The organism is Erwinia tasmaniensis Et1/99 (genome assembly GCF_000026185.1).
Taxonomy (GTDB): domain Bacteria; phylum Pseudomonadota; class Gammaproteobacteria; order Enterobacterales; family Enterobacteriaceae; genus Erwinia; species Erwinia tasmaniensis.
In genome coordinates this window covers 3,615,373-3,629,346 of sequence record NC_010694.1, presented here as the reverse complement: position 1 = coordinate 3,629,346, position 13,974 = coordinate 3,615,373, and the positions used below count along the sequence as shown (strand labels likewise).

The 13,974-nt window shown below is 55.9% G+C and carries 12 protein-coding genes and 1 pseudogene; 9 read left to right on the top strand and 4 right to left on the bottom strand.

Annotation, left to right across the window (positions count from 1 at the left end; all coding sequences use genetic code 11):
• Nucleotides 1-280 precede the first annotated feature (280 nt).
• From ETA_RS19490 to ETA_RS17480, 3 genes are read right to left on the bottom strand one after another with little or no spacing between them, the layout of a single operon-like run.
• Nucleotides 281-463 (bottom strand): hypothetical protein, encoded by a 183-nt coding sequence (locus tag ETA_RS19490; protein WP_071819202.1) that lies wholly within the window; start codon nucleotides 461-463, stop codon nucleotides 281-283.
• On the bottom strand, nucleotides 460-1,152 hold the full coding sequence (locus ETA_RS17485; protein WP_042959196.1) for a hypothetical protein: 693 nt from the start codon (nucleotides 1,150-1,152) through the stop codon (nucleotides 460-462). The genes ETA_RS19490 and ETA_RS17485 overlap by 4 nt, the downstream gene beginning before the upstream one ends.
• Before the next feature lie 4 nt (nucleotides 1,153-1,156).
• Entirely contained in the window at nucleotides 1,157-1,330 is a 174-nt protein-coding gene (locus ETA_RS17480) for a type II toxin-antitoxin system RelB/DinJ family antitoxin (protein ID WP_231853344.1), read from the bottom strand.
• Between the two features lie 147 nt (nucleotides 1,331-1,477).
• Between ETA_RS17480 and ETA_RS17475 the strand changes: the two are divergent.
• Nucleotides 1,478-1,858 (top strand): annotated as a pseudogene (locus ETA_RS17475) (gamma-glutamyltransferase); the annotation flags it as partial.
• Nucleotides 1,859-1,919: 61 nt separating this feature from the next.
• Here the strand turns inward: ETA_RS17475 and ETA_RS17470 are convergent.
• The gene (locus tag ETA_RS17470; RefSeq protein ID WP_012442929.1) at nucleotides 1,920-2,414 is read right to left on the bottom strand and encodes a GNAT family N-acetyltransferase; all 495 of its coding nucleotides are present in this window, start codon (nucleotides 2,412-2,414) and stop codon (nucleotides 1,920-1,922) included.
• A gap of 365 nt (nucleotides 2,415-2,779) precedes the next feature.
• On the opposite strand from ETA_RS17470, the gene ETA_RS17465 reads away from it, so the two are divergent.
• The 8 genes from ETA_RS17465 to glgC all read left to right on the top strand — a co-directional run bounded on the left by ETA_RS17465 (nucleotide 2,780) and on the right by glgC (nucleotide 13,950).
• Nucleotides 2,780-3,475 carry a pirin family protein gene (locus ETA_RS17465; protein ID WP_012442927.1) on the top strand — a complete coding sequence of 232 codons (696 nt, stop codon included), beginning with the start codon at nucleotides 2,780-2,782 and terminating at the stop codon, nucleotides 3,473-3,475.
• Between the two features lie 155 nt (nucleotides 3,476-3,630).
• On the top strand, nucleotides 3,631-4,626 hold the full coding sequence (gntR, locus tag ETA_RS17460) for a gluconate operon transcriptional repressor GntR (protein ID WP_012442926.1): 996 nt from the start codon (nucleotides 3,631-3,633) through the stop codon (nucleotides 4,624-4,626).
• A 272-nt stretch (nucleotides 4,627-4,898) separates the two neighbouring features.
• Nucleotides 4,899-5,447, top strand: a complete 549-nt coding sequence (gene gntK, locus ETA_RS17455) for a gluconokinase (RefSeq protein ID WP_012442925.1) — start codon at nucleotides 4,899-4,901, stop codon at nucleotides 5,445-5,447.
• Nucleotides 5,444-6,784: a gluconate transporter gene (gene gntU / locus ETA_RS17450; RefSeq protein WP_012442924.1), complete on the top strand. Its 1,341-nt coding sequence runs from the start codon at nucleotides 5,444-5,446 to the stop codon at nucleotides 6,782-6,784. Before gntK ends, gntU begins: the two co-directional genes overlap by 4 nt.
• Nucleotides 6,785-6,971: 187 nt before the next feature.
• On the top strand, nucleotides 6,972-8,081 hold the full coding sequence (gene asd / locus ETA_RS17445; RefSeq protein WP_012442923.1) for an aspartate-semialdehyde dehydrogenase: 1,110 nt from the start codon (nucleotides 6,972-6,974) through the stop codon (nucleotides 8,079-8,081).
• 410 nt (nucleotides 8,082-8,491) lie between these two features.
• Nucleotides 8,492-10,675, top strand: a complete 2,184-nt coding sequence (gene glgB, locus ETA_RS17440) for a 1,4-alpha-glucan branching enzyme (protein WP_012442922.1) — start codon at nucleotides 8,492-8,494, stop codon at nucleotides 10,673-10,675.
• Entirely contained in the window at nucleotides 10,675-12,651 is a 1,977-nt protein-coding gene (glgX, locus tag ETA_RS17435; protein WP_012442921.1) for a glycogen debranching protein GlgX, read from the top strand. The genes glgB and glgX overlap by 1 nt, the downstream gene beginning before the upstream one ends.
• Nucleotides 12,652-12,663: 12 nt before the next feature.
• Nucleotides 12,664-13,950 carry a glucose-1-phosphate adenylyltransferase gene (gene glgC / locus ETA_RS17430; protein WP_012442920.1) on the top strand — a complete coding sequence of 429 codons (1,287 nt, stop codon included), beginning with the start codon at nucleotides 12,664-12,666 and terminating at the stop codon, nucleotides 13,948-13,950.
• Nucleotides 13,951-13,974 lie beyond the last annotated feature (24 nt).

Here is a 13,974-nt window from a genome sequence, read left to right as displayed (position 1 = left end):
AACTCCCTGATTCATCGGTTCTTTCCAGTATAAAGGACTGGCTCCTGGACATATGGAACGCGAACTGAAGCTGACACCCCGTAATCCTGAATCGTAGCACGCAACTTAGTTTCGGCTCGTTTATGTGGGAATCTCCGTCCATCAGTTGGGGATCAGTCAAACATCTCAGCGTCAAAACAGTCGATTTTATGATCGTCACTCAACCGGCCGTTTGAGTGACAGCCCTTTCAATACTGGTCGCGGGGAAATCCAGGGTTACGGCAAATAACCCCAAAGCCGTTTAAATGACCCAGAAGGTAATGGCTATCACTACGGCCGCGAAGACAGCTGTCGAACTCCATGCAAAAGATGGCCAGAACGTTACCGCGAGCATCCCGAATCCGATAATGAGCAGTACTGGGATCAGGGTGCTGGCAAAGTATCGCAGTTGGCTGCGCAACCATTTTTTAAAGAAATCACTCATTTGATAATTCTCACAATGGCGTCAGCAATGTCGTTGTCTGATGTGGGGAGGGAAAACAGGTGATCGTTTCTTCTGATGACTGGCTCAATAATGAAATAGAGCATTTCCAGTTTTTCAGAGTATAGCGCGTAGTAATAGGTTTGATTCCGCTGTTTAAGTCTGTTTGCAGCCTCAGCGGCCTCCTGGACGTACCCGTAGTAGCTGACGATGGTTACTGCTGCAGCGCTTACTTTTGCCAGCTTTGTATTTATTCCTACCTTTGTTCCGAAGCTGTAGCTGGCAGCCAGTACGACCGAATACGCCAGCGCCTGGTTTGTCATCGAGCCTGACGCAATTCTGGCACCTTTACCAATCAGCAGCGTTTTAATGCGGCTTATGCGATCTGCCGTCAGTCCGTGCAATAGCAGATCCACGTATATCCTTAACATTCTGGTGACTACGTTTCCCTGTTTTATCAGCTGCACGAGTGCTTCCAGAAAACGTACGTCTTCGTTTTTCTGCCCGGTGCATACATCCTGATAATTGTCGGTAAAACAGGATGTGTAGTAAGCCAGGCGCGTGGCACCAAGCTGTATGCGTTTGGCCTGGTCTAACATTGCGTCTTTCACGCCGCCCATAGCCTTCTCAAGACGCACTGCTAACAGACTGTCAGCCTGCATTCCGGTAATAAGGTCTGAATTGCTGATCATGTGGTTATAAGTCTCCTTTGAAAATATCGACACCGTTTTCTAAGTTCCGGATAGCTTCTAAGGTTTTCTGGTTAGGCTGAAGCAAATCCTTTGGCAGCTCCGCATTTACAGCTAAACGATTCACGACCATACGAATAACGGTCGATAAATCCAGGCCAGGCGCTTTCGCATTGACCATCGCGGCAGCTTTTAAAGCTGGCGATACCCTCGCGCTCACCGCAGTATCAATCATAAACACTGCTCTCATTTTTTTTCTTATTTTCGCTAATTTATAGCTACAAATACAGTCCGTAAGGTGTCTTATGCGCCTGGCGCATGGAGGCGACAGCCGTATAAACGCCCGCTCTCCTCGATGTCGCCGACCATTGTGGTCAAAGACGGCAAGACCTGGCTGGTGACCGGCAGCCCGGGCGGGAGCCGTATTATCACCACCGTGTTGCAGCTGGTGGTTAACAGCATCGATTTTGGGATGAACGTTGCCGAAGCCACCAACGCGCCGCGTTTCCACCACCAGTGGCTGCCGGATCAGCTGCGGGTAGAAAAGGGCTTCAGCCCGGATACGTTAAAACTGCTGACGGAAAAGGGGCAAAATGTGAAGGTGATGTCGACGATGGGCAGCAGCCAGAGCATCATGCTGGCGCCGAACGGTATGCGTTACGGTGCGTCCGATCCGCGCAGCATTGATGATTTAACCGCAGGATATTAAATCGACAGGTCTTTTATCGATTAGCGGTGGCGGGGAGGTTCAGTGCCTCCCCGTAACACCGTTATGGGCGGAGACGCGCCATATATAGCGCATCGACCTGCTCGCCGTTACGCAGCGCAAAACGCCGGGCGCGGCCTTCGGTTTCAAAACCGAAATGCTCATACAGCCCGACTGCCGCCTGATTATCGGCAAATACCGTCAGTTCAACGCGCTCAACCCCCAGCCAGTTATCACACAGGTCGAGAATGGCGCACATCATGGCTTTTGCCACGCCTTTGCGGCGGTGATGAGTATCGACGCCAAGACCGAAGCTGGCAGTATGGCGGCGGCGTGCGGGGCCGTTGATGTATAACGTTATCTGTCCAACGATGCGATCTTCAATGCAGGCGACCAGCATATGTGTACCTTCAGGTATTTTGCTAATGCGTTCCTGCCATTTCTGTAGTGAGGGATGCGGCAGCTGTAGCGTATCGGCCATAGTATCTGGCTGGCTATACAGCTGGAGCAGGGCTCCGGCATCTTCGTCGACCACATGTCGAATCACTATTTCGCCCATCTCGCTCCTCCTCGTTTATTGAAATCCTCTTTAAAATCAGGGTTTTTCCACATCAAGGCAAGAAAAAATTAATCACAAAACGGCTTTACAAATACGAATGATAATGATTATTATTGCTATGCGTTTTCAGCAGGATGCACGGTTCCAGCTGAAAAAGCACGACATTGCTCACATTGCTTCCAATATTTTTAGCCAGCACGGGTGCTGGCTTTTTTTTGTCTGTTATCCACCCCTCGTGATGCTCATTCCACGGATATTATGCCGCCCGCTACGTCGAATAATTTGAACAGAGAAGACAATTTTCTCCGCTATCATCCGGCTCGCTCCGGGTTCAGACTGGGTGAAAACCTTGAGGAGAGCGGAATATGATTTACCTACGTAAAGCACAAGATCGCGGTCATGCTAATCATGGCTGGCTGGACAGCTATCACACCTTCTCTTTCGCGGATTACTACGATGCCAACTTTATGGGCTTTTCGGCGCTGCGGGTGATCAATGAAGATGTGATCGACGGCGGACAGGGGTTTGGCACTCATCCCCATAAGGATATGGAAATTCTCACCTATGTGCTGTCCGGCACCGTTGAGCATCAGGACAGTATGGGTAATAAAGAGCAGATCCCGGCAGGCGAGTTTCAGATTATGAGCGCCGGCACCGGCGTGCGTCACTCGGAGTACAACGCCAGCAAAACCGTGCCGCTGCATCTGTATCAGATTTGGATTATCCCAGAACGTAACGGGATTGAACCGCGTTACGCGCAGCGCCGTTTTGATGAAGTTCAGGGCCGCCAGCTGGTGCTCTCGCCGGATGCGCGTGAGGGATCGCTGAAAGTGTACCAGGATATGACGCTGTCGCGCTGGGCATTGCAGGCGGGCGAGCAGGGCGGTATTGAGGTGGCTGACGGTCGCCGCATTTGGATCCAGGTGGTGAAAGGTGAAGTGACCGTTAACGGTCAACAGGCGGCCACCAGTGATGCCCTGGCGATTTGGGATGAGCACTCCCTTGCACTGACCGCCGATGCCGCTGCGGAGATCCTGGTGTTCGATCTGCCTGCGGTATAAAGACCCTTTTCCCGTCCGGGTGCGCTGAGTCGCACCCTTTTTTGTGGGTGGCGGAGCCAAATCTGTGAGGCAGATTCATCGGTAAGCTTCGGGTTAACGTCAATTGCCTGCTTTTTGTTACACTCCGCACAACACGTTCCCGCCAGCTGAAGAAAATGAAGAAAAAAAGACCAGGATTACAGGATGTTGCCGATCGCATCGGCATTACAAAAATGACCGTTAGCCGTTATCTGCGTCATCCTGATCAGGTCTCTGCCGCATTGCAGAGCAGGATCGCCGCCGCGCTGGATGAACTTGGCTATATACCCAATCGCGCCCCGGATATGCTGTCCAATGCCACCAGTCGGGCGATTGGCGTGCTGCTGCCCTCTCTGACCAACCAGGTCTTTGCCGACGTGCTGCGCGGTATTGAAACCGTGACCGACAGAGCAGGTTACCAGACGATGTTGGGCCACTTCGGCTACAGCGCCGAGAAAGAAGAGCTGCAGCTACGTTCTCTGCTGGCGTGGAATATTGACGGGCTGATCCTCACCGAACGCACCCACACCGCTGCCAGCCTGCGCATGATTGAAACCGCCGGCATTCCGGTGGTGGAGACAATGGACTGTACCTCGCCCTGTCTTGATATGGCGGTGGGGATCGATAACGTCGAGGCGGCGCGGCAGATGACCCAGGCTATCCTGAAAAAAGGCTACCGGCACACGGTGTACCTTGGTGCTCGCCTCGACGAGCGCACCTTGCAGAAAGAGCAGGGCTATCGCCTGGCTATGCTGGAAGCGGGGCTGGAGCCAAAGAGCGTCATGATGGAAGCGGCGTCCTCTTTTTCCGCCGGAGCCATGCTGCTATGCGAGGCGCAGAAGCGCTATCCGCAAACCGACAGCCTGTTCTGTACCAACGACGATCTGGCCGTGGGGGCAATGTTTGAGTGCCAGCGCCAGGGGCTGCGCGTGCCGCAGCAGATGGCCATCGCCGGATTCCACGGCCACGATATCGCACGGGTAGTGGCACCCCGGCTGGCCACGGTGCAAACGCCGCGTGAACGTATTGGTCACCAGGCGGCGGAGCTGCTGCTTGCGCGCATCCGTGGGGAACGTGTGACTCAGCAACCTGTGGATGTCGGATTTACCATTTTTCCGGGTGAAAGTATCTGAAAAAAAGGGGCTTTGGCCTCTTCGCTACGGCCGCGCTGAACCGGCAACCATTGCCTGCTGACTGGCGCAGGGGCGTGGTGAAATCACCACGCTGCGCGGCCGTATTACCTCTTTGTGCCACTTCCCGTCTGATTCTGTTCGTTTTTTGATGCTCCTCACATTTACCAGTTTTTTCCGATAAGGCGGTTGCCATCACCTATCCGGGCACTAACAATGTTACCGATAACAATGCAGCTGGTATGGCTGTCCATTTCTGCCGGAGCAACAAAATAATGAATACATCTTCTCCGTCCAATCATGTGTTTGTGCTGATGGGCGTATCCGGTAGCGGCAAGTCCGCCGTTGCCAATGCGGTGGCTTATCAGCTGAAGGCGGCGTTCCTTGACGGTGACTTCCTGCATCCACGCGTTAATATCGAAAAAATGTCCGCCGGTCATCCGCTCAATGACGACGACCGTCGTCCGTGGCTACAGGCAATCAACGATGCGGCGTTTGCTATGCAGCGCACCAATGCGGTTTCACTGATTGTCTGCTCGGCGCTGAAAAAAAGTTATCGCGATATTTTGCGCAAGGGGAATCCGAATCTTTCGTTCGTTTACCTGAAAGGGGATTTCGATACCATCGAATCGCGCCTGCGCGCGCGCAAAGGGCACTTCTTTAAACCCCAGATGCTGGTGACACAGTTTGCCACGCTGGAGCAGCCGGGCGACGACGAAAGCGATGTGCGGGTGGTCGATATTCATCAGCCGTTGGACGCGGTCGTCTCCACCACGCTGGAAACCATTGATACAGCCATCTCGCAAATAGGTAGGGCACCATGAGTACTGCAACGCTGGTCTTTACCGCGGCGGGTTCGGTGCTGCTGCTGCTGTTTTTGGTGATGAAAGCGCGTATGCACGCTTTCGTGGCGCTGATGCTGGTCTCCATTGGTGCGGGGCTGTTTTCCGGGATGCCGCTGGATAAAATCGCCGATACCATGCAGAAGGGCATGGGTGGCACGCTCGGATTTCTGGCTATCGTCGTCGCGCTTGGGGCGATGTTTGGCAAAATCCTGCATGAAACCGGCGCGGTCGATCAAATCGCTATCCGCATGCTGAAAACCTTTGGTGAAAGTCGCGCCCACTACGCGATGGGGATCGCCGGGCTGATTTGCGCCCTGCCGCTATTTTTTGAAGTGGCGGTGGTCTTATTAATCAGTATTGCTTTTGCCGTCGCCCGCCGCACCGGAGACAACCTGGTGAAGCTGGTGATCCCGCTGTTTGCCGGGGTAGCCGCCTCTGCGGCCTTCCTGCTGCCTGGGCCGGCACCGATGCTGCTGGCGTCACAGATGCACGCCGACTTTGGCTGGATGATCCTGCTGGGGCTGTGTGCCGCCATTCCGGGGATGCTGATTGCCGGGCCGCTGTTTGGCCGCTTTATCAGTCAGCACGTCCGGTTTGGTCTGCCTTCTGAAGGTGACCACCCCGAGTTTGATGAAAGCAAACTGCCGTCATTTGGCTTCAGCCTGTCGCTGATCCTGTTTCCGCTGATCCTGGTGGGATTAAAGACCATCGGCGCGCGTTTCACCACGCCGGGCACCAGCCTGTATGAGTGGCTGGAGTTTATTGGCCATCCGTTCACCGCCATTTTGCTGGCCTGTCTGGTGGCCATTTATGGCCTGGCTTATCGTCAGGGCATGGACAAAGAGCGCGTGATGCAGATTTGCGGCGCGGCGCTACAGCCTGCGGGCATTATCCTGCTGGTTATCGGTGCTGGCGGCGTCTTTAAGCAGGTTCTGGTGGATTCCGGCGTTGGCCCGGCGTTGGGCAATGCGCTGACCGGGGCGGGTTTACCGGTAGCGCTGGCGTGTTTTGTGCTGGCGGGCGCGGTACGCATTATCCAGGGCTCTGCGACCGTTGCCTGTCTGACCGCCGTCGGCCTGATTATGCCGGTGATTGAGCCGTTGCATTATTCCGGCGCGCAGATGGCCGCGCTGTCGATCTGTATTGCCGGTGGCTCAATTATTTGTAGCCACGTTAACGACGCAGGCTTCTGGCTGTTTGGCCGCTTTACCGGGGCTAGCGAAGGGCAGACGCTGAAAACCTGGACGCTGATGGAAACCATCCTTGGCACCGTGGGGGCGATTGTCGGGATGGTCGCCTTCGAGCTGCTGTCATAGCGTCTGCCGCACGCTGCTTATAATCGACGGTTTATCGCCGATTATAAGCAGCGCTGCTAAAAAAAAGCGGCTTATTGATTTAATTCACTTGCCACTTTTTCTGCAACTTGTAAGGTTTAACTCTGATTTTTTCACTCTAACAGGTCAGGCGTAGCCGATAAGTCAGGTCGCCTGAAGCAGGTTTAACATGAAAACAGTAGGGCTGATAGGCTGGCGCGGTATGGTGGGTTCCGTGCTGATGCAGCGCATGAGCGAAGAGCGTGATTTTGATGTGATTCGCCCGGTGTTTTTCTCTACCTCCCAGCATGGCCAGGCGGCACCGAGTGTTGGCGGGCAGTCGACGGGCACGCTACAGGATGCCAGCGACATTGAGGCGCTGAAAGCGCTGGATATCATCATTACCTGTCAGGGGGGTGACTATACCAGCGACATTTATCCTAAGCTGCGTGCTGCGGGCTGGCAGGGCTACTGGATTGATGCTGCCTCAACGCTGCGCATGGCAGACGATGCGATTATTATCCTCGACCCGGTTAACCATCAGGTGATCCGTGACGGTCTGGAGCGCGGAGTGAAAACCTTTGTTGGCGGTAACTGCACCGTCAGTCTGATGCTGATGTCGCTGGGCGGTCTGTTTGCCAATAACCTGGTGGAGTGGGCTTCTGTTGCCACCTATCAGGCGGCTTCTGGCGGCGGGGCGCGTCATATGCGCGAACTGCTCACCCAGATGGGGATGCTGCACGACAATGTGGCAAAAGAGCTGCAAAATCCGGCTTCCGCTATCCTCGATATCGAGCGTAAAGTGACCGAAATGGGGCGCAGCGGCGTGCTGCCAACCGACAATTTCGGCGTGCCGCTGGCGGGCAGCCTGATCCCGTGGATCGATAAGCCGCTGGAAAATGGCCAGACGCGTGAAGAGTGGAAGGGGCAGGCCGAAACCAACAAAATTCTGCGCACCAGCCATACTATCCCGGTTGATGGCCTTTGCGTGCGCGTGGGTGCGTTACGCTGCCACAGCCAGGCATTTACCCTGAAGTTGAAAAAAGATCTGCCGCTGGCAGAAATCGAACGGCTGCTGGGCGATCATAACCCATGGGTAAAAGTGGTGCCAAACGATCGTGACATCACCCTGCGTGAGCTGACGCCAGCGGCGGTAACCGGTACGCTGAATACGCCGGTTGGTCGTTTACGTAAGCTGAATATGGGGCCGGAATATCTCTCGGCCTTCACCGTGGGTGACCAGCTGCTATGGGGTGCCGCCGAACCGCTGCGCCGCATGCTGCGCCTGCTGGTGAATTAATTCCGACGAATTTCCCCCGTATCAGGCGGGGGAATATTTCCACTATAGATTGATTCTCTCTGTCTGCATCTTCTGTCGTACGCCCTTTCAACAGGCAATGTCAACGTCTTCACCGCAGGGGAAACCTGCCGTTGAATCTGCCCTTATCTCTGCTGATATCGCCTTAATCTGAAATAGAGACATTTGTCTCATTTGAGCCTGAATATTGCTATTACACTGGCTATGCTTAAAAAAGTCATCGTCCCGAATGTTCTCTTTTGTAACGCCAGTTTGTCATGCGCTGCGGCGGCTTTTTCATGGAGATCTACCAGCCCTGCCAGCGTGTTTAAGGCTCAATAAATAACAGTGCATTGGTGATGCCCGCTATCGGGTATCGCCCGTCGCCTGCCGACCTTCACGGGAAGAACACCATGTCAGAGCTAGTGGATCGTCATGTCATTAATGCAGTTGTCTCCGGTCACTTTGCCGATCCCTTTTCCGTCCTGGGGATGCACCAAACCCACCTCGGTCTGGAGGTGCGCGCCCTGTTGCCAGACGCCAGCGAAGTCTGGGTTATCGACACCCGCACCGGTAATCCATGCGTGCAGCTTGAGTGCCTTGACGCGTGTGGTTTTTTTCATGCGGTGATACCCAGGCGTAAAAAGCCGTTTCGTTATCAGCTGGCCGTCACCTGGCACGGTCAGCAAACTCTGATCGATGATGCTTATCGTTTTGGCCCGCTGCTGCCAGAAATGGACAGCTGGCTGTTGGCGGAAGGAACGCATCTGCGCCCCTATGAAACCCTGGGCGCTCACGGCTGTGTGATTGATGGCGTCACCGGCACGCGCTTTGCCGTCTGGGCACCTAATGCGCAGCGTGTTTCCGTGGTCGGCGAGTTCAACTACTGGGATGGACGTCGCCACCCGATGCGCCTGCGGCGCGAACTGGGGGTCTGGGAGCTGTTTATTCCCGGAGCGCGTGATGGGCAGCTCTACAAATTCGACATCATCGATAATCACGGTCAGCTACGGCTGAAGGCCGATCCCTATGCGTTTGAAGCGCAGATGCGCCCGCAAAGCGCATCGGTGATTTGCGGTATCCCTGAAAAGACCACGCTATCGCCCCAGCGCCAGCGCGCCAACGGCTTCGATGCGCCGATTTCCATCTATGAAGTACACCTCGGCTCCTGGCGGCGGCATACCGATAACCATTATTGGCTAAGTTATCAGGAGCTGGCGCAACAGCTGGTGCCCTATGCCAAAGAGATGGGTTTTACCCATCTTGAATTGATGCCGGTCAATGAGCATCCGTTTGACGGCAGCTGGGGCTATCAGCCGCTGGGCATGTACGCGCCCACCCGACGTTTTGGCACGCGCGATGATTTCCGTGCGTTTATTACCGCCGCCCATCAGGCTGGGCTAAACGTCCTGCTGGACTGGGTGCCCGGCCATTTTCCTGCGGATGATTTCGGCCTGGCGAAGTTTGACGGCAGCGAGCTGTATGAACACGGCGACCCGCGGGAAGGCTTTCATCAGGACTGGAATACGCTGATTTATAACTTTGGCCGCCGCGAAGTCAGTAACTATCTGGCGGGTAATGCGCTGTATTGGATCGAGCGCTTTGGCATTGACGGGCTGCGTGTGGATGCGGTGGCGTCAATGATCTACCGCGACTACAGCCGTACCGACGGGGAATGGGTGCCGAACCATTTCGGCGGACGGGAAAACCTCGAGGCCATCGCTTTTCTGCGCTATACCAACCATACGCTCGGCCACGCCGCGCCTGGGGCGATCAGCATCGCCGAAGAATCAACGGATTTTAACGGCGTATCGCGCCCGCCGGAAACGGGCGGGTTGGGGTTCTGGTTTAAATGGGATCTCGGCTGGATGCACGACACGCTGGACTATATGAAGCTCGACCCGATCTATCGCCGCCATCATCATAATCTGATGACCTTTGGCATGCTGTACAACAACACAGAAAACTTTGTGCTGCCGCTTTCTCACGATGAAGTGGTACACGGCAAGGGTTCAATCCTCGACCGTATGCCGGGGGATGCCTGGCAGAAGTTTGCCAATCTGCGCGCCTACTACGGCTGGATGTTCGGCTTTCCCGGCAAAAAACTGCTGTTTATGGGCAACGAATTCGCCCAGGGCAAAGAGTGGAACCACGACACCAGTCTGGACTGGCATTTACTGGAAGGGGAAGACGGCTGGCATCACGGCGTACAGCGCCTGGTGCGCGATCTGAATCACACCTACCGTGCACAGCCGCCGTTGTATCAGCAGGATTTTGACCCGGCGGGGTTTGAATGGCTGGTGGTGGATGACGTCGATAACTCGGTATTTGTCTTTGTGCGCCGCGATTGCGACGGCAATGAACTGATTGTTGCCAGTAATTTCACCCCGGTAACACGCCATGACTATCGCTTTGGCGTGTCGCAGGCAGGGCGCTGGCGCGAGGTGCTGAATACCGACTCCGGCCATTATCACGGCAGTAATGTCGGCAACCTCGGTGCGGTCAGTACCGATGAATGGGGCAGCCATAACCGCAGCCACTCCCTGAGCCTGACGCTGCCGCCGCTGGCAACGCTATGGCTGGTACGGGAGGCATAATGATGCCGATACGGGATGGGCAACCCGCGCCGCGTGGCGCCAGCTACGATGGCAAAGGGGTGAACTTCAGCCTGTTTTCGCAGCGCGCCGAGCGCGTTGAGCTGTGCCTGTATGACGATGACGGCGTTGAAACGCGGCTCGACCTGCCGGCGCACAGCGGCGATATCTGGCACGGATACCTGCCCGCCGTTCGCCCCGGTCAACGTTATGGTTATCGGGTACACGGCCCGTGGCAGCCGCAGCAGGGGCTGCGCTTCAACCCGGCGAAACTGCTGCTGGACCCCTGCGCGCGCGGGATAGAGGGTGAAGTTACCGACAACCCCTGTTTCCAGAGCGGCGAGGAGCAGCCGGACACGTTGGACAGCGGCCCACTGGCACCAAAAGGCGTAGTGCTGGCAGATGATTTTGACTGGGAAGATGATACCTGGCCGCGTGTACCCTGGGGCAGTACGGTGATTTATGAAGCCCATGTACGCGGTCTGACCCAGCTGCATCCGGGCATTCCGGCAGAGATGCGTGGCACCTATGCCGCGCTCGGCCATCCGGTGATGATTGACTATTTCCAGCGTCTTGGCATCACCAGCCTCCAGCTGCTGCCGGTGGCCTGTTTTGCCAGCGAGCCCCGGCTGCTGCGCCTCGGGCTGAGTAATTACTGGGGCTACAACCCGCTGGCCTGTTATGCGCTGGAATCTCGCTATGCCTGCGGGCAGAACCCACGGGAAGAGTTTCAGCAGGCGGTAAAAACGCTGCACCAGGCCGGGATTGAAGTGATCCTCGATGTGGTGTTTAACCACAGCGCCGAGCTTGATGAGAACGGCCCAACGCTGTCGATGCGCGGGATCGACAATCCGACCTACTACTGGCTGGACGGGCAGGGCAACTACGACAACTGGACCGGCTGTGGCAACACGCAAAATCTGGTTCACCCGGAGGCCGTGGCATCGACCCTGGACTGCCTGCGTTACTGGGTGGAGGAGTGCCATATTGACGGGTTTCGTTTCGACCTGGCGACCACGCTGGGGCGCACGCCTGAATACCGCCGCGATGCGCCGCTCTTTCAGGCGATAGCCGCCGACCCGCTGTTGGCCCAGTGCAAGATTATTGCCGAGCCGTGGGATATCGGGCCGCGCGGTTATCAGGTAGGAAACTTCCCGCCGCCGTTTGCCGAATGGAATGACCACTTCCGCGATACCGCCCGGCGCTACTGGCTACATGGTGACTTTTCTAACGGCGATTTCGCGCGGCGCTTTGCCGCTTCCAGCGATCTGTTCCAGAAGCAGGGGCGCCTGCCCTCCGCCAGCCTTAACTACATTACCGCCCATGACGGCTTCACCCTGCGCGATCTGGTCAGTTTTGAACATAAGCATAACGAGGCTAACGGTGAGGATAACCGTGACGGCAGCAATAATAATTTCAGCTACAACCACGGCGTGGAAGGGCTAAAAGCGCCGTTATTGGTCACCGAGCACCGGCGGCGCAGCATACACGCGCTGTTAACCACCCTGCTGCTGGCACAGGGTACGCCAATGTTGCTGGCGGGCGATGAACATGGCCACAGCCAGCACGGCAACAACAACGCCTACTGTCAGGACAATGTGCTGACGTGGCTCGACTGGAAGCATGGCGATCGCGGGTTGTTCTCTTTCACCGCCGCGTTAATCCATTTGCGACGCCGCATTCCTGCCCTGCAACAGGATCGCTGGTGGCAGGAAGGGGATGGCAGCGTGGAATGGCTCAACGGCCAGGGACGGCAGCTAAACAGGCTTGAGTGGGAGCAGGGCGTGCATCGTCTGCAAATAAGGTTGTCAAAACAATGGCTTATCACGCTTAACGCCACCGAAGAAGTGTGCGACCTGGTGTTACCCCCTGGGAAATGGCATGCCGTACCGCCTTTTGCCGGTGAGGATAACCCCATCCTGTTAACCGTCTGGCATGGAGCCGCTCAGGGAGTGTGCGTGTTCCAGGAAAAATCATAATAGGAGTCAGGCATGGTGAAATTAGAGAAGAATGACCCTGTGATGCTGGCAAGACAGCTGCCAACACAAACTGTAGCCCTGATCCTTGCTGGTGGTCGCGGAACGCGGTTAAAGGACCTGACCGCCAAACGTGCAAAACCGGCGGTTCATTTCGGCGGAAAATACCGCATCATCGATTTCGCGCTATCTAACTGTCTTAACTCGGGTATCCGGCGTATTGCGGTCTGTACCCAGTACCAGTCGCACACGCTGGTGCAGCATATTCAGCGTGGCTGGTCTTTCCTGAACGAAGAGATGAACGAGTTTGTCGACCTGCTCCCCGCGCAGCAGCGTCTGGCGACCGATCACTGGTATCGCGGTACGGCCGATGCGGTGACGCAGAATCTGGACATCATCCGTCGCTACCGTGCGCAGTACATCGTCATCCTTGCCGGTGACCACATCTACAAAATGGACTACTCGCGCATGCTGATCGACCACGTTGAAAACGGCGCACGCTGCACCATTGCCTGTCTGCCGGTGCCGCTGGAGGAAGCCAGCGCTTTTGGCGTGATGAAGGTGGATGACAACAACAAGGTCTTAGAATTCCTTGAAAAACCGGCTAACCCACCGTCGATGCCCGGCAACGGCAGTCATGCGCTGGCCAGTATGGGTATCTATGTGTTTGATGCTGAATATCTCTTCGATCTGCTGGAGCATGACCAGCAGCTGCCGCAGTCGACGCACGACTTTGGCCAGGATCTGCTGCCAAAAATCGTCGCCAGCGGTGAGGCGCTGGCGCACTCCTTTTCACTCTCGTGCGTCCAACAGGATGAGAGCGCAGAACCTTACTGGCGCGATGTCGGCACGCTGGAGGCTTACTGGAAGGCCAATCTTGATCTGGCCTCGGTGATGCCGGAACTGGATATGTATGACGGTAACTGGCCGATCCATACCCATATGGAACCGCTGCCGCCCGCCAAATTTGTTCAGGATCGCTCCGGCAGCCACGGGATGACGATGAATTCACTGGTATCAGGCGGATGCATTATCTCCGGCTCGGTGGTGGTCAATTCGGTGCTGTTTTCACGGGTTCGTATTAACTCCTTTTGCAATATTGAGTCGTCGGTACTGCTGCCGGATGTGGTGGTGGGACGTTCCTGCCGTCTGCGTCGCTGTGTGATTGACCGCGCCTGCGTGCTGCCTGAGGGGACGGTGATTGGTGAAAATCCGGATGATGACGCCCGGCGTTTCCATCGATCGGAAGAGGGGATTGTGCTGGTCACAACTACCATGCTGGCAAAACTTGGCTGGCGTTAACCGGGCGGGTATGGCCTGTTGCAG

Excerpts from the sequence above, each read along its gene's own strand:
- ETA_RS19490 (WP_071819202.1), bottom strand. The coding sequence starts at position 463 with ATGAGTGATTTCTTTAAAAAATGGTTGCGCAGCCAACTGCGATACTTT.
- ETA_RS17485 (WP_042959196.1), bottom strand. The coding sequence starts at position 1,152 with ATGATCAGCAATTCAGACCTTATTACCGGAATGCAGGCTGACAGTCTG.
- ETA_RS17480 (WP_231853344.1), bottom strand. The coding sequence starts at position 1,330 with ATGGTCAATGCGAAAGCGCCTGGCCTGGATTTATCGACCGTTATTCGT.
- ETA_RS17470 (WP_012442929.1), bottom strand. The coding sequence starts at position 2,414 with ATGGGCGAAATAGTGATTCGACATGTGGTCGACGAAGATGCCGGAGCC.
- ETA_RS17465 (WP_012442927.1), top strand. The coding sequence starts at position 2,780 with ATGATTTACCTACGTAAAGCACAAGATCGCGGTCATGCTAATCATGGC.
- gntR (WP_012442926.1), top strand. The coding sequence starts at position 3,631 with ATGAAGAAAAAAAGACCAGGATTACAGGATGTTGCCGATCGCATCGGC.
- gntK (WP_012442925.1), top strand. The coding sequence starts at position 4,899 with ATGAATACATCTTCTCCGTCCAATCATGTGTTTGTGCTGATGGGCGTA.
- gntU (WP_012442924.1), top strand. The coding sequence starts at position 5,444 with ATGAGTACTGCAACGCTGGTCTTTACCGCGGCGGGTTCGGTGCTGCTG.
- asd (WP_012442923.1), top strand. The coding sequence starts at position 6,972 with ATGAAAACAGTAGGGCTGATAGGCTGGCGCGGTATGGTGGGTTCCGTG.
- glgB (WP_012442922.1), top strand. The coding sequence starts at position 8,492 with ATGTCAGAGCTAGTGGATCGTCATGTCATTAATGCAGTTGTCTCCGGT.
- glgX (WP_012442921.1), top strand. The coding sequence starts at position 10,675 with ATGATGCCGATACGGGATGGGCAACCCGCGCCGCGTGGCGCCAGCTAC.
- glgC (WP_012442920.1), top strand. The coding sequence starts at position 12,664 with ATGGTGAAATTAGAGAAGAATGACCCTGTGATGCTGGCAAGACAGCTG.